Origin of the sequence: Nitrospirillum viridazoti CBAmc (assembly GCF_000730165.1) — a bacterium.
Classification (GTDB): domain Bacteria; phylum Pseudomonadota; class Alphaproteobacteria; order Azospirillales; family Azospirillaceae; genus Nitrospirillum; species Nitrospirillum viridazoti.
The window spans coordinates 1,506,305-1,525,420 of the sequence record NZ_CP022111.1 but is presented as its reverse complement, the minus strand read 5'-3'; the positions used below and the strand labels follow the sequence as shown (position 1 = coordinate 1,525,420).

Sequence of the window (19,116 nt, the reverse complement as noted above, 5' to 3'; positions counted from 1 at the left end):
GAATTTTGGGGGCGCCGACGTCACGCCGCCGTGGGGATGGCGTCGATGCTGGGGCCGGCGGCGCGGATCCACTCCCGCGTCTTCAGGGGCCGGGGGCCGGTGGCTTCCACCACCACGTCCACGGCATAGGGCTCCACCACCTCCTGCCGGGCGGCAGACGCGCGGGCGATGCCCAGGGCCGTCTCCGCCGAGGGCGCGTCGGTCTGAACCTGGGCGTCGGCCACGCGGGTGGACCACGTACCGGCGGCGGTCAGCCAGACGACGGCGCCGTCCTGCAGGCGGTTGGCGGTGACGACCTTGGGGGCGTCGGTAACGCGGGCCATGGGACTATCCTCTTCAGACGGCGGCTTTCAGCCCGCGTTCCGGGGTCGTGTCGCCGAGGCGGCCCGGGGCGGAGCTAACGGTGGTGAAAATATCGGCGGCGATTTTTGAGGGGTCGGCCAGGGTCACGACCTCCCCCACCAGGATCAGGGCGGGACCGGCCAGGCCGGCGGCCAGCGCGCCCAGGTCGGCCAGTCGGCCCACGGCCAGGGTCTGGTCCGGGCGCGTGCCATTCTGCACCACGGCGACCGGGGTGCCGGGCGCCTTGCCGGCGGCGATCAGGCGCTCGGCCACCAGGCCGGCCTTGCTCAGGCCCATGTAGACGGCCAGCGTGTGGTCCAGGCGGGCCAGGGCCGTCCAGTCGATGGCGGGCTCGGCCGAACCGCCCTCGGCGGCGGCGCCATGCGCGGTCACCAGGGTGATGCCCTGGGCCAGGCCGCGATGGGTCAGGGGAATGCCGGTGGCGGCGGCGCAGCCCACGGCGGCAGTGATGCCGGGCACCAGTTCCACCGCCACGCCGGCGGCGCGCAGCACGGCCATCTCCTCGCCCCCCCGGCCGAAGATGAAGGGGTCGCCGCCCTTCAGCCGGACAACACGGTGGCCGGCCTGGGCCTCGCGCACCAGCAGGGCGTTGATCTCATCCTGGCTGACGGTGTGGCAGGACTTGGACTTGCCGACATAGACGCGGCGGGCGTCGCGGCGGACGTAATCCAGGATGCGGTCGTCCACCAGTTTGTCATGCACCACCACGTCGGCGTTCTGCAGCACGCGCAGGGCGCGCAGGGTCAGCAGATCCGGGTCGCCGGGGCCGGCACCCACCAAGGCGACGGAGCCGCCTTCGATGGCGTCACCGGCATCACCGGCGTTCAGGGCCTTCACCAGCTGCTCATGCGCGCCAGCCTCGTCACCGGCCAGGAAGCGCTGGGCGACGGGGCCGTCGATCACCCGCTCCCAGAAGCGGCGGCGCGCGGTCTCGTCGGATTTCACAGCGCGGACGGCGGTGCGGAAGCCGTCGAGGAAGGTGGCCAGCCGCCCCAGGCCCGGTTCCAGCGCCGCCTCGATGCGGGCGCGCAGGCGGCGGGCCAGGACGGGTGAGGTGCCGCCGGTGGAAATGGCCACCGTGATGGGCCCCCGGTCGACGATGGCCGGCATGATGAAGGTGGACAGGGCGGGGCGATCCGGCACGTTGACCAGCAGGCCCCGGGCGCGGGCGAGGTCGGCCACCCGGGCCGCCTCATCCTCATCCTCGCCGGCGGCGAACACCAAGGTGACGCCATCCAAATCAGAGGCGGCGAAGGGGCGGCGGCGCACCTCGGCGGCCAGCGCGGCCAGGTCCGGGTGCACTTCGGGCGCCACCACCACCAAGCGTGCGCCGCGGCCGTCGCCGCCGGCGCCCGCCACCAGGCGCGCCTTGCGCAGGGCCAATTCCCCCCCACCGACGATCAGCACCGTCTGGCCGGTCAGTGTCAGGAACAGGGGGAAGGCGGCGGACATTGTACGGAATATTCCTGTGAAAGCGTCAACGTTCTCTCATAATGTGTTCGTAAACGGCATGTTTGTCGAGGTTCTAGCGTTCTGGCATCCGGATAGTCCCAGGCCCGGCACCACGGCTGGGGCGATGGCCTCGGGTTATGGAAAACCATTTTCCTTCAAGCTTCTGTGACAAAATTGCGGGAAGGGCGACGGTGACGACGCGGGGAACGGATGGGGGGCCGCAACACTGCCATGCGCCGACATGGTGTGATCCGCTTCCAATTCCACATCGGCATTTTGGTTAATTGTGGCGGATCCAGGCAAAGCCTTGGCTTGGCGGCGCAATCGGGCACCAGGGAATCTGGACGACTCATAATAACATCAATTATTTGTTATTAATGTTTCGGTTGACACAGATTGCGGTGTCGTTTGTCATGGGCGTCAACAGCGCGGGTGGGGTGCGATGTCCTGTCGCAGGGCGGCGTCTTCCTCCGCCGGGGCTCCGGGGTCAGGACATCAGATTCCGGGCCGGGGCTCGCACTACCGAGGGGGAATCCGATGCATCGCAGAACACTGTTGACCGCCATGGCGGGTGCCGCCGGCGTGGCCATGCTGGGGTCGGTGCGTGCGCGCTCCGCCTCGCAGCTGCTGAACGTCTCCTATGACCCGACGCGCGAATTCTACAAGGAATACGGCGACCTGTTCGCCAAGGAATGGGCCAAGGCCTCGGGCGGCGATCAGGTCAGCGTCAACACCTCGCACGGCGGGTCGGGCAAGCAGGCCCGCGCCGTCATCGACGGGCTGGAGGCCGACGTGGTCACGCTGGCGCTGGCCTACGATATCGACGCTATCGTCGAGAATGGCGGCCTGATCAATAAGGATTGGCAGAAGCGCCTGCCCTTCAATTCCACACCCTACACCAGCACCATCGTGTTCCTGGTGCGCAAGGGCAACCCCAAGGGCATCAAGGACTGGCCGGACCTGCTGAAGCCGGGGGTGGAGGTCATCACCCCCAATCCCAAGACATCCGGCGGCGCCCGCTGGAACTACCTGGCGGCCTGGGGCTACGCCCGCGCCAAGGGCGGCGACGCGGCGGCCCGCGACTTCATCAAGGCGCTGTTCAAGAAGGTGCCGGTGCTGGACACCGGCGCGCGTGGCGCCACCACCACCTTCGTGCAGCGCGGCCTGGGCGATGTGCTGCTCGCCTGGGAGAACGAGGCCTACCTGGCCATCCAGGAACTGGGCCCGGGCGAGTTCGAGCTGGTGACCCCGTCCGTCTCCGTCCTGGCGGAGCCGCCGGTGGCGGTGGTGGACAAGGTGGTGGACCGCCACGGCACCCGCCGGGTGGCGGAGGCCTACCTGCAGACGCTGTACACCCAGCCGGCCCAGATCCTGGCCACCAAGCACTTCTACCGTCCGCGCGACCCGGTGGTGCTGCAGGAGGTGGTGAACAAGTTCGCCAAGGTGGAGCTGTTCGACATCACCACGTTCGGCGGCTGGCACGACGCCCACAAGACCCACTTCGCCGATGGCGGCACCTTCGACCAGCTGTACCAGCCGGGCTGAGCCGGCGCGCCATCGCCGTACCGATCAGCGACGCCGCCGTCCGGGATGCCGGGCGGCGGCGTTTGGCATTTAGGCGTAGAGGGCCGCCCCCCATCTTCCGAATCCCGCACCCCTGGCGCTAAGGTCACCTGACATAAGGCCCCGTAGCTATGACAGGGGCCATGACGGGAGGAACGGGAATGCGCAAGAGAATCGCCGCCCGCGTGGCTGGGCTGTACCTGGTGGTCATGATGGTGGCGGCGCCAGCCTTGGCCCAGGTGGCGGTGCCCACACCGAAGGCCCTGGAACTGGCCCGGGCGCTGGCGGACAGGGTCAACGCCGACGACCTGATGCAGCAGGTCCTGGGCGCCACCGTCCAGCCGCTGACCTTCAACCTGAAGGCCGCCAACCCGGGGCGCGAGGCCGATGTCGACGCCCTGTTCGAGCGCACGCTGCTGCCGGATTTCCGCAAGGCCATGGCGCCAGTCATCGACGGTTATGCCCAGGCCTACGCCGCGCGCTTCACCGAGGCGGAGCTTTCGGCCATCCTGGCCTTCTACGACTCGCCGGCGGGGGCCAAGATGCTGAAGGAGATGCCGGGCGTGCAGCAGCGGGGCCGGGCCCGGGCGCAGGCCGTCCTGCCCCAGGCCCTGGGTCCCGTGCTGGGAAACTTCGTCACCGCCTGCAAGGGCAAGGGCCTGGTCGTGCCCCAGGGGTGAAGGGTCGTCCTACCGATGTAATCTTCCCTGCGACATTCAGCCATAAGTGGCGGTTCGCTGTCGCGCCCGACCGGGTGACGGGTTACGCTGGCGGCGCCGAATTCGGCCTTACTGGAAGGGGAATGCGCTTGTTGAAGGGAATTGCCGCCGGCTTGATCGGCGCGTGGGTCATGGTCGCCGTTCCGGCCTTCGCCCAGAATGCCGGAACACCGTCGCCGAAATCGCTGGAGCTGGCGCACAAGCTGATAGAGAAGACGCACACCGGCGACCTGATGCAGCAGATACTGCCTGTGGCCATCGATCCCCTGGTGCAGAAGCTGAAGATCGCCAACCCGGGTCGGGAGGCCGACGTGCAGGGCCTGGTCGACAAGCGGTTGCTGCCGGATTTCAAAACGGCCCTGGCCCCCATGACCGACGCCATCGCCACGACCTATGCGGAGCTGTTCACGGAAGCGGAGCTGGAGCAGGTGCTGGCGTTCTATGACACGCCGGCCGGCGCCAAGCTGATCACCCAGATGCCAAAGGTCATGCAGCAGACCATGGCCAAGTCCAAGGCCATGGTGCCGCAGGTGATAGGCAAGGTGTTGAATGACTTCGTCGCCGCCTGCAGGGGCGAGGGCTTGACCATCCCCCAGGGATGAGGGGCTTAGCGGGTGGCGCTTCACCGCCGCTGCTTATAAGGTGGGACCCGGCCGGCCCGCACCGGTTGGTCCGGGACCATCACCCCGCCCAATCGCCCCGCCCGGCGCCATGCCAAGGGGTGGGGCCCGTCGCGCATCGCGACGCTGGCATGCTGCGACTGCAAACGGCTCTCAATTTTTATAATTGGAATTATTCTAAGATGCCGGTATGGTCCTGTTCGTCGGAAGGGCGAACGCCGCAGGGTCCCGGATGGGGGTCGCGGCCGGGGCGCCCCGCCGAAACCAACCGCGATTCATTAATTCAACAGCCAAGGAATTAACGATGTCTCTCATCAATACCGAAGTGAAGCCCTTCAAGGCGACCGCTTACCACAACGGCAAGTTCGTGCCCGTGACCGAAGCCGACCTGAAGGGCAAGTGGTCCGTGGTGGTGTTCTACCCGGCCGACTTCACCTTCGTGTGCCCGACCGAGCTGGGCGACCTGGCTGACAACTACGCCGAGTTCCAGAAGCTGGGCGTGGAGATCTACGGCGTGTCGACCGACACCCACTTCGCTCACAAGGCCTGGCACGACACCTCTGACACCATCTCCAAGGTGGGGTACCCGCTGGTCGGCGACCCGACCGCCGTGCTGGCCCGCAACTTCGACGTCCTGATCGAGGAAGAGGGCTTGGCCCTGCGCGGCACCTTTGTGATCAACCCCGAAGGCCAGATCAAGCTGTGCGAAATCCACGACAACGGCATTGGCCGTGACGCGGGTGAGCTGCTGCGCAAGGTGAAGGCCGCCCAGTACGTCGCCGCCCACCCCGGCGAAGTGTGCCCGGCCAAGTGGACCGAGGGTGCCGAGACCCTGAAGCCGTCGCTGGATCTGGTCGGCAAGATCTGATCCCTCGTTGGTTGATGCCGGACCGGGACGGCGACGTCCCGGTCCCTGTCCGGGGGCCTTCGGGTCCCCGGATGCCTCCCGGCCTAGCGCCCTCGGAGGCTTAGGTCCGGGCCGCGATGCCGCCGCGACGTCATCGGTGGCGCGCCCGCTTGAACAGTCCGCCTGTGACATTACGTTTCAAAATGCCCATCTGGCCGCCTTTCCTGGCGCCGGTGACCGCTCCCTCTTTGCCCGCCCTTTCCCCCAATCTCCGCCAGAAAGCCCGCCCCGATGTTGGACGCCAATCTCAAGACCCAATTGAAGGCCTATCTGGAACGGGTGAAGCAGCCGATCGAGATTGTTGCTTACCCGGACGATAGCGCCACCTCCCGCCAGATGATGGAGCTGCTGGCCGACATCGCCGAAGCCTCCACCCTGGTGAACATCAACGAGAACGTGGATGGCGCCGGCCGCCGCCCGTCCTTCACCGTCAATCGCCCGGCCGGCGACATCGGCATCCGCTTCAGCGGCCTGCCCATGGGCCACGAGTTCACCTCGCTGGTGCTGGCGCTGCTGCAGGCCGGCGGCTATCCGCCCAAGGTCAGCGACGAGGTCATCGCGCAGATCAAGGCCATCGAGGGCGATTACCACTTCGAGACCTTCATCTCGCTGACCTGCCACAACTGCCCGGACGTGGTGCAGGCCCTGAACCTGATGGCGGTGCTGAACCCCCGCATCCGCCATGAGATGATCGATGGTGGCGTCTTCCAGGATGAGGTGACCCGGCGCCAGATCATGGGCGTGCCGGCCATCTTCCTGAACGGCGAGCCCTTCGGCCAGGGCCGCATGGAGCTGGAGGAGATCCTGGCGAAGCTGGACACCAGCTCCGTCGCCCGCGAGGCCGCCAAGATCGACGCCAAGGACCCCTTCGACGTGCTGGTGGTGGGCGGTGGCCCCGCCGGTGCCGCGGCCGCCATCTATGCCGCCCGCAAGGGCATCCGCACCGGCATCGTGGCCGAGCGCTTCGGCGGCCAGGTCATGGACACGCTGGGCATCGAGAACTTCATCTCCGTCACCGCGACGGAAGGGCCGAAGCTGGTCCGCAGCTTGGAAGAGCATGTCCGCACCTATGAGGTGGACATCATGAACCAGCAGCGCGCCAAGGCCCTGGCCACGGTCGACGGCCTGCACGAAGTGACGCTGGAAAGCGGCGCCAAGCTGAAGGCCAAGGCCCTGATCCTGGCCACCGGCGCACGGTGGCGCGAGATGAAGGTGCCGGGCGAGGAACAGTACAAGACAAAGGGCGTTGCCTTCTGCCCGCACTGCGACGGCCCCCTGTTCAAGGGCAAGCGCGTGGCGGTGATCGGCGGCGGCAACTCCGGCGTCGAGGCGGCCATCGATCTGGCCGGCATCGTCGCCCATGTCACGCTGCTGGAGTTCGACAGCCAGCTGCGCGCCGACGCGGTGCTGGTGACCAAGCTGAAAAGCCTGGCCAACGTCACCATCCTGACCCAGGCCCAGACCACCGAGGTCACGGGCGACGGCAACAAGGTGAACGGCCTGGTCTACAAGGACCGCACCACGGGCGAGACGCACCGCTTGGCGCTGGAGGGCATCTTCGTGCAGATCGGCCTGCTGCCCAATACGGACTGGCTGCGCGGCACGGTGGAACTGACCCAGCGCGGCGAGGTGATCGTCGGCCACCATGGTGAAACCTCCGTCCCCGGCATCTTCGCCGCCGGCGACGTCACCACGGTGCCCTACAAGCAGATCATCATCGCCATGGGCGAGGGGGCCAAGGCCTCCCTGGGCGCCTTCGACCACCTGATCCGCTCCTCGGTCCAGGCCGCCTGAGTCGCGACAGCGTAGAGTACAGCGCCCACCTGGGGTGGTGCCGGACCCGTCCGGCGCCCTCTCCAGGTGGGCGTTTTCATTGGGGGAATCGGGGTTGCCGAGAGGACAGGTGACGCGGCCTTCGCGGCCTTCGTAAACTGCCTATCCCGCCCCTGTCCCGGACCGTTCCGCCCCCATGTCCCATCCCGGCTTCATCCACCTGCGCACCCATTCCGCCTACTCGCTGTCCGAGGGGGCGATCAAGGTGAAGGAACTGGTGAAGCTGTGCACCAAGAACGCCATGCCGGCGGTGGCGGTGACGGACACCGGCAACCTGTTCGGCAGCCTGGAATTCGCCATGGCGGCGTCGGACGCGGGCGTGCAGCCCATTGTCGGCTGCCAGATGTGGATCGGCCGCTGGGGTCCCGTCGCCACCACGCGCGGGCCGCAGCGCCCCGGCACCTTCGGCGCCGACCAGCTGGTGCTGCTGGCCCAGAACGCCACGGGCTACGCCAACCTGATGGAACTGATCAGCAAGGCGTACATGGAGACGGAGCCGGGGCTGGAGCCCCAGGTGTCCATGGCGGCGCTGGACGGGCATAGCGATGGCCTGATCGCGCTGACCGGCGGCATCCACGGCGGGGTGGGGCGCCTGCTGCTGGAGGGCCAGGCGCCGGCCGCGGCCGAGCTGCTGCTGGAACTGAAGCGCCTGTTCCCGGGGCGCCTCTATGTCGAGCTGATGCGGCATGACAAGGACACGGCCATCGGCCGGGCGGAGCAGCGCATCGAGGGCGCGCTGGTCGATCTGGCCTACGCCCACGACCTGCCGCTGGTCGCCACCAACGACTGCTACTTCGCCACCGCCGACATGTACGAGGCGCACGACGCCCTGCTGTGCATCGCCGACGGCGCCTTCATCATGCAGGACGACCGCCGCCGCCTGACGCCGGACCACTACTTCAAGAGTGCCCAGGAGATGCGGGCGCTGTTCGCCGACCTGCCGGAGGCGGTGGACAACACGGTGGTGGTGGCTCAGCGCTGCGCCTACATGCCGCGCAAGATCAACCCCATCCTGCCCAACTTCCCCACCGTGGAAGGCCGGACGGAGGCGGAGGAGCTGCGCGCCCAGGCCCATGACGGCCTGACCTTCCGCCTGAACCGCTATGTCTTCACGCCCGAGATGGGGGAGGAGGAGAAGGCGGACACGGAGAAGCGCTACCGCGAGCGCCTGGATTACGAGCTGTCCGTCATCGAGCGGATGAAGTTCCCCGGCTACTTCCTCATCGTGTCGGACTTCATCAAGTGGGCCAAGGACAACGGCATCCCCGTGGGGCCGGGCCGCGGCTCGGGCGCCGGCTCGCTGGTCGCCTGGTCGCTGCTCATCACCGACCTGGACCCCATCCGTTTCGGTCTGCTGTTCGAGCGTTTCCTGAACCCCGAACGCGTGTCCATGCCCGACTTCGACGTGGACTTCTGCCAGGACCGCCGTGACGAGGTCATCCGCTACGTCCAGGCCAAATACGGCCACGACCGCGTGGCCCAGATCATCACCTTCGGTAAGCTGCAGGCCCGTGCCGTGCTGCGCGACGTGGGGCGCGTGCTGCAGATGCCCTACGGCCAGGTCGACCGCATCTGCAAGATGGTGCCCAACAACCCGGCCAACCCCGTCACCCTGCAGGAGGCGCTGGACGGCGAGCCGCTGTTGCAGGAGATGCGCCGCCAGGATGAGACGGTGGATCGCCTGATCGGCGTGGCGCTGAAGCTGGAAGGCCTGTACCGCCACGCCTCCACCCACGCCGCCGGCGTGGTGATCGGCGACCGCCCGCTGGACCAACTGGTGCCGCTGTACCGCGATCCCCGGTCGGACATGCCGGTCACCCAGTTCAACATGAAGTATGTGGAACTGGCCGGCCTGGTGAAGTTCGACTTCCTGGGCCTGAAGACCCTGACCGTGCTGCAGAAGGCGGTGGAGCTGATCCGGCCGCGCAATCCCGACCTGGACCTGCTCAACCTCGACCTCTACGACGAAAAGACCTACAGGCTGCTGGGCCGGGCCGAGGCGTCAGGCGTGTTCCAGCTGGAAAGTTCGGGCATGCGCGACGTGCTGCGCCGCATGAAGCCCAACCGCATCGAGGACATCATCGCGCTGGTTTCGCTGTACCGGCCGGGCCCGATGGACAACATCCCCAAGTACATCAAGGTCAAGGACGGGCAGGAGGAGCCCGACTACATGCATCCCTCGCTGGAGCCCATCCTGAAGGAGACCTTCGGGATCATGGTGTACCAGGAACAGGTGATGCAGATCGCCCAGGTGCTGGCCGGGTACAGCCTGGGCGGCGCCGACCTGCTGCGCCGCGCCATGGGCAAGAAGATCAAGGAGGAGATGGAGAAGGAACGCTCCAAGTTCGTCGACGGCGCCACGGCGCGCGGGGTGGACGCGGAACAGGCGGGTCTTATCTTCGACCAGGTGAACAAGTTCGCCGGCTACGGCTTCAACAAGTCGCACGCCGCCGCTTACGCCCTGGTCGCCTACCAGACGGCCTATCTCAAGGCCAACTACCCGGTGGAGTTCATGGCCGCGTCCATGACGCTGGATCTGGGCAACACCGACAAGCTGAACCAGTTCCGGCAGGAACTGGACCGGCTGAAGATCAAGCTGCTGCCACCGGACATCAACCACTCGGGCGACATCTTCCGCGTGGAGAATCTGCCCAACGGCGACCGCGCCGTGCGCTACGCCCTGGCGGCGGTCAAGGGCGTGGGCGGGCCGGCCATGGCGGCGGTGGTGGCGGAGCGGGACGCCAATGGCCCTTATCGCGACCTGTTCGACTTCGCCCGCCGCCTGGACAACAAGGTCATCAACAAGCGCCAGCTGGAAAACCTGGCCGCCGCCGGCGCCTTCGACAGCCTGGTGCCCAACCGCCACCAGGTTCATTCCGCCATCGAAATCATGTTGCGCTACGCCCAGGCCGAGGCGGCCGAGCGCGAGAGCGGCATGAACAGCCTGTTCGGCGCGTCCGCCCCGCTGAAGGCGCCGGAACTGCCGCGCGTGGTGGATTGGGAACCGCTGGAAAAGCTGCGGCACGAGTTCGAGGCCATCGGCTTCTATCTGTCGGCCCATCCGCTGGACGCGTTCGCCGCCCCCTTGGCCAAGCTGAAGGTGGTGCGTTTCGCCGACCTGCCCGGCATCGTGGCGCGCGGCGGCGGCTCCACCCGCTTCCGCATGGCGGGCATCGTCGTCGCCCGGCAGGAGCGCACGGCCAAGAGCGGCAACCGCTTCGCCTTCATCGGCATGTCGGACGCCTCCGGCGTGTATGAGGTGACCCTGTTCTCCGAGGCGCTGGCCCCGGCGCGCGAGCATCTGGAGCCGGGCAAGGCCGTGCTGATGACGGTGGACGTGCAGCAGAACGGGGAGGAGCTGCGCCTGACCGGCAGCGGCGTGCAACTGCTGGAGGACGAGGTCGCCAAGGTCGCGTCCGGCCTGCGGGTGACGCTGAAGGACCAGGCGCCGGTGGAAGGCTTGCAGACGGTACTGAAGCGCCTGCCCGCCGGCCGGGGCAAGATCCACCTGATGGTGGAGATCGACCGGCTGGAGGTGGAACTGGTGCTGCCCCAGGCCTACCAGATCAGCAGCGCCAGCCGGTCCGCCTTGCGCTCCATCCCCGGCGTCATCGACGTCCAGGATATCTGATCCCGCATATGAGAAGGGCGGCCCCCGGCTGGGAACCGCCCTTCACGCGTCAGACGCGTCAGACATGGGCCACGTTTAGTTCATGGCGCCCTGCATGGCGCCGGCCTCACGCTGGCTGTCGGTCACGCCGGGCAGGGCGCACATGGTGCTGACCTCGACCCAGCCGCCCTGGCCCTTGTCGCTGACCGGGGCGTCGCCTTCGCCGGCCCGCATGGCCGACTTGATCACCCACTGGCCGCCCTGGTTCTCGACCCAGGTGTCGATGCCTTCCACCCGGCCCTTGCCCTGCGGCATGCCGAACACCACCGGGGCGGTCCACACGCGCGGCTCCGTGCCCTCCAGGCAGGTGGGCTTGGGCACGGTGTCGCCCGGCTTCATGGCGGTGTTCACCTTGCCGGTGCCGGTCGAGATCATGCCCTTGGGCCGCACGATGTAGGTGTGGCTCTCGGTGCTGTAGGACTGGGAAGAGGTCGTGGTGGTGGTCGCCGGGCCGATCATGCCCTCGTCACCCATGGGGGCGGGCGGCGGGGAATTGGCCTCGGGCGGGGAAATCGTGTCGTTCGGGCCGGTGGCCGGGGTATCGGCGGTCTGGGCCAGGGCCGTGCCGCCGATCAGACCGGTGGCCAACAGCGTGGCCGCAAGCAAATGCATCCGCATGTCCATCTCCTTCGTCTTCGATCAGCCGGACCCGCATGGGGCGCGCCGCGTGTGCCTTAACCCCAAAGACCAGGGGAAGGTTCCCGCAATGCCCAGGGCGGCGGGAAGGCGGCGCCATCAACCGGGATCAGGGTCCGGTCTCGGTGAAACTTAGTGGTTCGCTACGCGGGCGTGGATAATACTCAAGTTTGCCCTGCAGTTACTTGTGCCGCCGGATTGTGTCCGCGATTGGGCCGAATCTGGATGGTGATAGGGCTTGTTTGTTACAGCGGCCGGCCGGGCAGCGGGGACCGGTAAAAACGGGGTGGCGGCGGCCGGGCTTCATGCCAGGATGGTCCGAACAAGCCGGACGGGAGGATGAAAATGGGACCATACGCCGAGGCCTATGCCGCGCGCCGCATGGCGGCGGAGGCGGCCGTGGGCCTGATTCCCTCCGGGTCCCGCATCGCCATGGGCCTGGGCGTGTCGCAGCCGCCGGCCCTGCTGCGCGCATTGGCCCGGCGGGCCGAGGCGGGGCAGGTGGGCGATCTCTCGCTCTACTACCTGCTGGCCTTCGCCAACGCCGCCCCCCTGCTGCGGTCCGACCTGCGCCACCGCGTCCGGCCGGTCAGCCTGTTCCACGGCGGGCTGGAGCGCGCCCTGGACAAGGAGGCGGGGTCGCACGACCTGCCGGTGGTGGATTTCATCCCCACCGCCTTCAGCCAGGCGCCGCACGTCCTCAGCCGGCAGGTGGACGTGGATGTGCTGCTGACCACGGTGGCGCCCATGGATTCGGACGGCTGCTTCAGCCTGGGCACCAATACCGACTACGCCCTGGCTGTGTCGCAGAGCGCCCGCCAGGTAATCCTGGAGGTGAACCCGGCCATGCCCCGTGTCCTGGGCAATTGCCGCATTCCCCTGGACCGCGTGACCGCCCTGGTGGAGAACCCGGTGCCCCTGCTGGAGGTGCCGCCCGCCAGGATTCGGGACAACGACAGGACGATCGGCCACCTGATCGCGGATCTGGTGGGGGACGGCGCCTGCCTGCAGATGGGTATCGGCGCCCTGCCCGACGCCGTGTGTGCCGCCCTGCACGACCGCCGGCACATGGGCATCCACACCGAACTGATGACCCCCGGCCTGGCGGAGTTGATGCGCCTGGGTGCGGTCGACAACAGCCGCAAGGCCATCCACGCGGGGCGGACGGTGTTCACCTTCGCCATGGGTGACCGGGCGCTGTACGATTTCCTCGACGGCAACCCGGATTGCGAGGCGCAGCCGGTGGACTATGTGAACAACCCGGCGGTGATCGCCCGGAATGACACCGTGGTCTCCGTCAACGCCACGCTGGAGGTCGACCTGCAGGGCGCCTGCAATTCGGAATGCCTCGCCGGTTGGCAGTACAGCGCCGCAGGCGGTCAGCTGGACTTCGTGCGCGGCGCCTCGGCCTCGAAAGGCGGCAAGTCCATCATCGCCTGCCACTCCACCGCCGCCGGTGGCACCGCCTCACGCATCGTCCCGCGACTGACGGGGCCGGTGACGACGCCGCGCAACGACGTCCAGTACGTCGCCACCGAATTCGGCGTGGTGAACCTGCGCGGCCTGACGCTGGCGGAGCGGGCCCGGGCGCTGATCGGCATCGCCCATCCCGACTTCCGCGAGGGGCTGGAGCGGGCGGCGCACGCCGCCGCCCGCGGGTGCTGACCCCGGGCGTGCTAAAAGGCCCTCAGGAGGCTTTGGCCGGCTCCCCGGCCCCTGCCGGCAGGCCGATCTCCTCCGGCGTGGGGTCGTAGGCGTTGACGTGGGGGATGCGGGCCTGCAGGCGGCCCAGCAGGTTGATCAGGGTATCGACCTCGCGCGGGCTGAAGTCGGCCAGCAGGCGCCGCTCCCGCTCCAGCGCCATGACCAGGATGCGGTCGTGCAGGTCGCGGCCGGCCACGGTCAGGGCGGCCTCGCGGCCCCTGGGCTCCGCCGGGCGAAACTGGATCAGGCCGCGATCCTCCATCAGGGCGTAGCTGCGGCTGACGGCGGCCTTGTCCATGCCGATGATCTGGCAGATGCGGGTGGCGGTGCACCAGGGCTCCGCCACCAGGTGGACGATGATGCGCCACTCCACCACCCCGATGCCGAAGTGCTTGAAGTACAGGCGCGAGGCGCCGCTGGACAGCTTGTTGGCGATGGAATTCAGGAAGGCAGGGACGTAGCGCTCCATATCCAGTTTGGGGCCCATATCCGGCGGGGCCATGTCCAGGGTCAGGTTGCTGACCGGCAGCGCCATCGGCTGCGGGCGGGGAAGGGGCATGGTGGGTCCTGTTCCTCGTGCGTGACCCCGTCTTCGGGGGGTCTTGTTCCCACGGACGCCGGGGCCGGGGCGCTGGCCGCGCCCCTTCCCCAAGCTTGTGATCACAATGACCTTGGCACCACGGGCCCAAATGCACAAGGCCTGGTGCGCGGGACGAACCGTGCACCAAGCCTTGAGGATTACGCTTCTAGCCCGAACGGGAGGGCTTACTTGCTGTCGTAGTCCGGGATGGACGGGAACTGGTCCGGGTCCACCTTGCCGTTGCGGATGTAGTTGTTCTGCCGCTGGCGGTACAGCGAGCGCATGGTGGCGTAATAGTCCACGCTGTTGCGCTTCATGTCGTCCAGCACGTCCAGGTATTGGGCGCGCAGGTCGACGGCGTAGACGCCGGCGCGGGTGTAGCTGGCCCAATCGTCGTGGGTGTTGCTGAGGTAGCGCGACACGGGGTCGCCGTAAGCCTCGACACCGAAGCCCACGGCGTCACGCAGGGTGGAGGGGCCCAGGACGGGCAGCACCAGATAGAAGCCTTCGGGCACGCCCCAGACCGCCAGCGTCTGGTCGAAGCTTTCATACTCGTAGGTCAGGCCGTGATCACCCGCCACGTCGATCAGGCCGCCCAGTCCGATGGTGGAATTGATGAGGAAGCGCTCGGTGGCGACCTCGGCGCCGTCCCAGTCACCTTGCAACAGCTTGTTGGCCAGGGTCAGGGGGGAGCGCAGGTTCCACAGCACGTTGCGGATGCCCGTCTGGGCGAAGTCCGGCATCACCGTGCGATAGACCTTGGCGGCGGGGCGCAGCAGCACCGTGTCCACGCCCTCGTTGAACCAGAAGATGGCGCGGTTCATGCCCTCCAGCGGGTCGTTGGCGTCCTCTTCCTGGGAGGCGGCGATGGCGGCGCGCGCCTCCGCCGTCTTGGCCTCGGCCACCTCGGTGCGGGCGCCGTCGCCGTCCGGCGCCGGGGCGTCAGGCGTAACCGCCGCCTGCGGCGGCTGCGGCTGGGTGTCCTGGGCATGGGCGCCGGCGGGCAACAGCACGGGCAGGGCCAGCATGCCCAGCAGGGCGGCGGCCGTCAGGCCCAGGCGCCGGCGGGACCGGGTGGGAACGGTGGTGGAAGCGACGGGGAAACCGGGACGCAGCATCGGGGGGATGCCTCCAGCAGCGGGATAGGAACGGCCGGAACCGGCCGGAGGGGTGGGATGCCGACTGGACGGGGCGTGCGCGCCCCGCTCATGCGGATGGGACGGCGCGACCCTGTCTCGCCGCCACCGACTTAACCATAACGGTGCGCCCGCCCGGCAAAAATGAGAAAATCGGGGCCCCTGTTGCCGCGCGCGCATGGCGGCTTTGCCATTTAGGGGGCGTTGTAAAAGCGTTGTTTACCAACGGGGCAGGCCAAATCATGCTGCGGATGGTCTGCGTTGCGGCCCGAAGCCCGACAGTTTGCGGGGCCTCAAGCGTGCAAGGGCCGGTTACCAGCGCCGGTCCGGTGCCGGCGTCCCCGTGCCGCCCCGGGGGGCGACGGGGCCGGGGCCGTTTCAAGACAGCGCGTTGCGCGCAACATGAAGGAACACCCGATGCATCGCCACCCAGCACGTCGCCGCACCCTGATTCGCCCGGCCCTACTGGGCGCCTTGGCGCTGACGGCGGCGTGTTCCAGCCACAAGACCTTCTACACGGTCACCACGCCCCTGGGGCAGACGCTGGGCCGCACCACGTCGGAGGACGCGGCCAAGGTGTCGTTGCGCGCCTGGTTCAACCGGGTGGACACCAACCAGGACGGCAAGCTGTCGCGGGACGAATTCCAGGCCGAGGCCGACGCCGTCTTCGCGCATTACGACCTGAACGGCGACGGCGCCCTGAACGTGACCGAGCTGGAGAAGGTGCGGCGGGCGGATCGCATGGCCATGATGGGGCGTGGTGGTCCCGAAGGCGGCCCCGAGGGCGGCCCTCATGGCGGGCCTGACGGCGGCGCCCCGGGCGCCGGTCCCGAGGGCGCCCCGCCTGACGCCCCTCCCGGTGGCGGTCGCGGGCCGGGCGGCATGGGTGGGGGCATGGGCGGCGGCGGCCGGGGTGGGGTCGACCCCATCATGGCCGCCGACACCAACCTGGACTTCCGCGTGACGCGCGATGAGTTCCGCGCCTACGCCCGCGCCCTGTTCGAGGTCATCGACGCCAACCATGACGGCCAACTGACCATCGAGGAGATCGAGAAGGTCGACCTAAGCACCCAGGAACCGGGCGGCGGTGGCCGGGGCGGCGGCATGGGTGGTGGGGGCATGGGCGGCGGCCGGCATGGCGGCGGTCGCGGCGGCATGGGGGGTGGCGGTCCCGGCGGGATGTAGGTCCCGGCACCCTCTCAACGAAGGCGGTCGAAATCGGCCGGCGGAATCGGGTAATGTCGTCGCCGATCAAGCATTTGGCCGCCCGCCGGGCGGTCGCCCTTCGGAAGGACGCCCATGGACCGGTGGATCGAAAGCGTGCTGTTCGCCAGCCGCTGGCTGCTCGCCCCTCTCTATCTTGGCCTGGTGATCGCCCTGCTGCTGCCCCTGGCGGGCTTCATCCATGAGCTGTGGGAGCTGATCAACCATCTGGCCAGCGCCACCTCGCATGAGATCATCCTGGGCCTGCTGTCGCTCATCGACCTGTCGCTGATCGCCAACCTGGTGCTGATGGTGATCTTCGCCGGCTATGAGAATTTCGTTTCCAAGATCAGCGTGGCCAGCCACCACGACCGCCTGGAATGGATGGGCGAGGTGGATTTCGGCGGCCTGAAGCTGCGCCTCATCGCCTCCATCGTCGCCATCTCCGGCATTCAGCTGCTGCGCGCCTTCATGAGCGTCGGCGACTACAGCGACCGCGACCTGATGTGGTCCACCGTCATCCACGTGGTGTTCGTCGCGTCCGGCGTGCTGCTGGCCCTGATGGACTACCTGACGGAAAAGGCCCACAAGCTGGGGCACTGATACGGGTTCCTCACGCGCCGGCAGCCGCATCCGCGGCTTTGGCTGATCCTCGATTTCCAGTCCGCCTTCGGCTCCCCAGAAATCTCCGCCGGCCCCGGTCGGGGCCTACAGCGGTACAGAATGCGTGCCGCTAGGGGTGGCGAGGGCTGCGCGTGCCGATTCCTGCGCCTTCAGGGCGGCCACCACCTGGCGGATGACGGGGGCCCAGTCGCCCTGCCGCTCCTGCCGGAAGAGGCGGGTGGCGGGGTACCAGGGGGTGTCCTGGCTGTTCAGGCGCCAGCGCCAGTCAGGGGCATAGGGCAGCAGCAGCCACACGGGCCGGCCCAGCGCCCCGGCCAGGTGTGCCACCGCCGTGTCCACGGTGATCACCAGGTCCAGCCCGGTCAGCAATGCCGCGGTGTCGGTGAAGCCGTCCAGCGCTACATCGGCCACGCCCAGGGCCGCCAGCACCTCCTCATCCCCCCGCCGGCGGTCGGCCTGCACGGGCCACAGCGTCACGCCGGGCAAGGCCGCCAGCGGGCCGGCCAGGTCGGCCAGGGACATGCTGCGCAGCCGGTCGGCCCGATGCCCGGGGTTGCCTGACCAGGCGAGGCCGACATGGAGGGCGCCGGCGCCCAGCCGTTTGCCACCAAGCCTTTCTGCCCAGGCGCGGACGCGATCGGCCTCGGCCTTGAGGTAGGGCGCCGGCATCACCAGCCCGGCGGCGTCCTGTATGCCCAGTGCGGCCGGCAGGCTCATCAGCGGCACATGCAGGCCGAAGGCGGGCAGGGGGCGCCCCCGCGCCACCACGTCCACATCTCTGTGCGCCAAGCTGCCGCGCAGCAGGGCCAGCAGGGGCGGCTGCACCTCCAGCACGACGCGGCCATCGCTGGGCAGGCGGCTGAGGAAGCGCACGAATTGCAGGGTGTCGCCCAGGCCCTGCTCGGCATGCACCAGCAGGGTACGGCCGGCGAGATCCTCCCCCTTCCACTCGGGTACGGCGAAGCCCCGGTCCGCCAAATCATCGACCCCGCCGCGCCAGCGCCAGGCGTAGGCGGGCCAGCCCCGCGCATCGTCGCCGGCCAGCAGCCAGGCCAGCGCCTGGTTGAAGCGTACCACGCCGTTGTCGGGGGCCAGGGCGGCCGCCTGGCCGTGGACGGCCAGCGCCTCCGTGACTTGGCCTTGCTCCGCCAGGGCCTGGCCCAGGTTGGACAGGCAGGTCGCGTCCTCGGGCGCCAGGGCCACGGCGCGGCGATAGCTGTCCACCGCCGCTGCCCCCTGTCCCGCCAGTTGCCGGGCGGTGCCCAGGTTCATGTGGACATTGGCGGCGTCGGGCGCCAGCTGGGCGGCGCGGCGGTGCAGGGCCAGCGCCTGGTCCAGCTGGCCGTCGGCCTGCAGGGCCAGGCCCAGGTTGGTCAGGGCGTCCGGCCAGTCGGGCGCCAGGTGCAGGGCGCGGGCGTAGGCGGCCGCGGCCTCCGCCGTGCGCCCCTGGTCGGCCAGCACGTTGCCCAGGCCCAGGAAGGCCGGGGCGTTGTCGGCGTCGCGGCGGATGGCGTCGGCATAGGCGGCCAGGGCGGCGGCCGCGTCGCCCGCCGCCTCCAGCGCCATGCCCAGGGTGACGCGAATGTCGGCGTCGGCGGGCTTCAGGGCGGCGGCCATGCGGAAGGCGGCGATGGCGCCGGGCAGTTGGCCCAGGGCCTGGCGCGACAGGCCCAGGCGCAGGTGCGCGTCGGCGTCGCCCGGCTGCAGGAACAGGATGCGCTGGTAGGCGATGACGCTGTCGGCCAGGTGCCCCAGGGCGTGGAAGGCGTCGCCCAGGGCGCGCAGGGCCGGGATGTTGCCGGGCTGGGCCGCCGCCACGCCGGCCAGCATCTCCGCCCCCTCCACCAGGCGCCGGGTGCGGCAGAGGATGACGCCCAGCAGGTGCAGCACGGCCGTCTCGTTGGGCAGGCGGCGCAGGATGACGCGGCACAGCCTTTCCGCCTCATCCAGGCGGCCGGCGCGGTCATGGTGCTGCGCCTGCCCGAACAGGGCCGCCAGTTCCGGCGACACCATCAACCGTTCCTTGGATACCGCCGTCATGTCGCCGCCCCCGCTTCCCCATCCTCCCACTGTGGCGGCAAGTCGGGCGGCCCACCACCGGCGGGG

15 protein-coding genes are annotated in these 19,116 nt (G+C 68.9%); 9 read left to right on the top strand and 6 right to left on the bottom strand.

The window, feature by feature from the left end; genetic code table 11:
- Window positions 1-20: 20 nt before the first annotated feature.
- Together Y958_RS19945 and cysG are read right to left on the bottom strand one after the other, a co-directional pair.
- Complete coding sequence (locus Y958_RS19945) at window positions 21-323, bottom strand: DUF2849 domain-containing protein (RefSeq protein WP_088873653.1); 303 nt, start codon at window positions 321-323, stop codon at window positions 21-23.
- Window positions 324-336: 13 nt separating this feature from the next.
- Window positions 337-1,815, bottom strand: a complete 1,479-nt coding sequence (gene cysG, locus Y958_RS19940; RefSeq protein WP_088873652.1) for a siroheme synthase CysG — start codon at window positions 1,813-1,815, stop codon at window positions 337-339.
- A 537-nt stretch (window positions 1,816-2,352) separates the two neighbouring features.
- Here cysG and Y958_RS19935 point away from each other — a divergent pair.
- The 6 genes from Y958_RS19935 (at window position 2,353) to dnaE (ending at window position 11,088) form a co-directional block, all read left to right on the top strand.
- A complete protein-coding gene (locus Y958_RS19935) occupies window positions 2,353-3,360 on the top strand; it encodes a sulfate ABC transporter substrate-binding protein (RefSeq protein WP_211098630.1) in 1,008 nt (335 codons plus the stop codon).
- Between the two features lie 179 nt (window positions 3,361-3,539).
- On the top strand, window positions 3,540-4,058 hold the full coding sequence (locus Y958_RS19930) for a DUF2059 domain-containing protein (RefSeq protein ID WP_145727679.1): 519 nt from the start codon (window positions 3,540-3,542) through the stop codon (window positions 4,056-4,058).
- A gap of 122 nt (window positions 4,059-4,180) precedes the next feature.
- Window positions 4,181-4,699: a DUF2059 domain-containing protein gene (locus Y958_RS19925; RefSeq protein ID WP_088873651.1), complete on the top strand. Its 519-nt coding sequence runs from the start codon at window positions 4,181-4,183 to the stop codon at window positions 4,697-4,699.
- Between the two features lie 322 nt (window positions 4,700-5,021).
- Window positions 5,022-5,585, top strand: coding sequence for an alkyl hydroperoxide reductase subunit C (gene ahpC / locus Y958_RS19920; RefSeq protein WP_040844709.1), 564 nt, complete (start codon window positions 5,022-5,024; stop codon window positions 5,583-5,585).
- 270 nt (window positions 5,586-5,855) lie between these two features.
- On the top strand, window positions 5,856-7,418 hold the full coding sequence (gene ahpF, locus Y958_RS19915) for an alkyl hydroperoxide reductase subunit F (protein WP_088873650.1): 1,563 nt from the start codon (window positions 5,856-5,858) through the stop codon (window positions 7,416-7,418).
- A 175-nt stretch (window positions 7,419-7,593) separates the two neighbouring features.
- Window positions 7,594-11,088, top strand: a complete 3,495-nt coding sequence (gene dnaE, locus Y958_RS19910; protein ID WP_088873649.1) for a DNA polymerase III subunit alpha — start codon at window positions 7,594-7,596, stop codon at window positions 11,086-11,088.
- 75 nt (window positions 11,089-11,163) lie between these two features.
- Here the strand turns inward: dnaE and Y958_RS19905 are convergent, their stop codons facing one another.
- Window positions 11,164-11,745, bottom strand: coding sequence for a hypothetical protein (locus Y958_RS19905; protein WP_145727678.1), 582 nt, complete (start codon window positions 11,743-11,745; stop codon window positions 11,164-11,166).
- 363 nt (window positions 11,746-12,108) lie between these two features.
- On the opposite strand from Y958_RS19905, the gene Y958_RS19900 reads away from it, so the two are divergent.
- Window positions 12,109-13,428 carry an acetyl-CoA hydrolase/transferase family protein gene (locus tag Y958_RS19900; protein ID WP_088873647.1) on the top strand — a complete coding sequence of 440 codons (1,320 nt, stop codon included), beginning with the start codon at window positions 12,109-12,111 and terminating at the stop codon, window positions 13,426-13,428.
- A 22-nt stretch (window positions 13,429-13,450) separates the two neighbouring features.
- Here the strand turns inward: Y958_RS19900 and Y958_RS19895 are convergent, their stop codons facing one another.
- The gene (locus Y958_RS19895; RefSeq protein ID WP_088873646.1) at window positions 13,451-14,026 is read right to left on the bottom strand and encodes a MarR family winged helix-turn-helix transcriptional regulator; all 576 of its coding nucleotides are present in this window, start codon (window positions 14,024-14,026) and stop codon (window positions 13,451-13,453) included.
- A gap of 206 nt (window positions 14,027-14,232) precedes the next feature.
- Window positions 14,233-15,165 (bottom strand): MlaA family lipoprotein, encoded by a 933-nt coding sequence (locus tag Y958_RS19890; protein ID WP_244909474.1) that lies wholly within the window; start codon window positions 15,163-15,165, stop codon window positions 14,233-14,235.
- Between the two features lie 435 nt (window positions 15,166-15,600).
- Between Y958_RS19890 and Y958_RS19885 the strand changes: the two genes are divergently transcribed.
- Entirely contained in the window at window positions 15,601-16,368 is a 768-nt protein-coding gene (locus tag Y958_RS19885) for an EF-hand domain-containing protein (RefSeq protein WP_186291363.1), read from the top strand.
- 114 nt (window positions 16,369-16,482) lie between these two features.
- Window positions 16,483-16,989 carry a TIGR00645 family protein gene (locus Y958_RS19880; protein ID WP_088873644.1) on the top strand — a complete coding sequence of 169 codons (507 nt, stop codon included), beginning with the start codon at window positions 16,483-16,485 and terminating at the stop codon, window positions 16,987-16,989.
- Between the two features lie 105 nt (window positions 16,990-17,094).
- On the opposite strand, the gene Y958_RS19875 is transcribed toward Y958_RS19880, so the two are convergent.
- The gene (locus Y958_RS19875) at window positions 17,095-19,050 is read right to left on the bottom strand and encodes a tetratricopeptide repeat protein (protein ID WP_088873643.1); all 1,956 of its coding nucleotides are present in this window, start codon (window positions 19,048-19,050) and stop codon (window positions 17,095-17,097) included.
- Window positions 19,051-19,116 lie beyond the last annotated feature (66 nt).

Coding starts and splice junctions, on each gene's coding strand:
- Y958_RS19900 (WP_088873647.1), top strand. CDS start 12,109: ATGGGACCATACGCCGAGGCCTATGCCGCGCGCCGCATGGCGGCGGAG.
- Y958_RS19930 (WP_145727679.1), top strand. CDS start 3,540: ATGCGCAAGAGAATCGCCGCCCGCGTGGCTGGGCTGTACCTGGTGGTC.
- Y958_RS19880 (WP_088873644.1), top strand. CDS start 16,483: ATGGACCGGTGGATCGAAAGCGTGCTGTTCGCCAGCCGCTGGCTGCTC.
- Y958_RS19890 (WP_244909474.1), bottom strand. CDS start 15,165: ATGCTGCGTCCCGGTTTCCCCGTCGCTTCCACCACCGTTCCCACCCGG.
- Y958_RS19945 (WP_088873653.1), bottom strand. CDS start 323: ATGGCCCGCGTTACCGACGCCCCCAAGGTCGTCACCGCCAACCGCCTG.
- Y958_RS19895 (WP_088873646.1), bottom strand. CDS start 14,026: ATGCCCCTTCCCCGCCCGCAGCCGATGGCGCTGCCGGTCAGCAACCTG.
- cysG (WP_088873652.1), bottom strand. CDS start 1,815: ATGTCCGCCGCCTTCCCCCTGTTCCTGACACTGACCGGCCAGACGGTG.
- Y958_RS19875 (WP_088873643.1), bottom strand. CDS start 19,050: ATGACGGCGGTATCCAAGGAACGGTTGATGGTGTCGCCGGAACTGGCG.
- dnaE (WP_088873649.1), top strand. CDS start 7,594: ATGTCCCATCCCGGCTTCATCCACCTGCGCACCCATTCCGCCTACTCG.
- Y958_RS19905 (WP_145727678.1), bottom strand. CDS start 11,745: ATGCGGATGCATTTGCTTGCGGCCACGCTGTTGGCCACCGGTCTGATC.
- Y958_RS19935 (WP_211098630.1), top strand. CDS start 2,353: ATGCATCGCAGAACACTGTTGACCGCCATGGCGGGTGCCGCCGGCGTG.
- ahpC (WP_040844709.1), top strand. CDS start 5,022: ATGTCTCTCATCAATACCGAAGTGAAGCCCTTCAAGGCGACCGCTTAC.
- Y958_RS19925 (WP_088873651.1), top strand. CDS start 4,181: ATGCGCTTGTTGAAGGGAATTGCCGCCGGCTTGATCGGCGCGTGGGTC.
- Y958_RS19885 (WP_186291363.1), top strand. CDS start 15,601: ATGCATCGCCACCCAGCACGTCGCCGCACCCTGATTCGCCCGGCCCTA.
- ahpF (WP_088873650.1), top strand. CDS start 5,856: ATGTTGGACGCCAATCTCAAGACCCAATTGAAGGCCTATCTGGAACGG.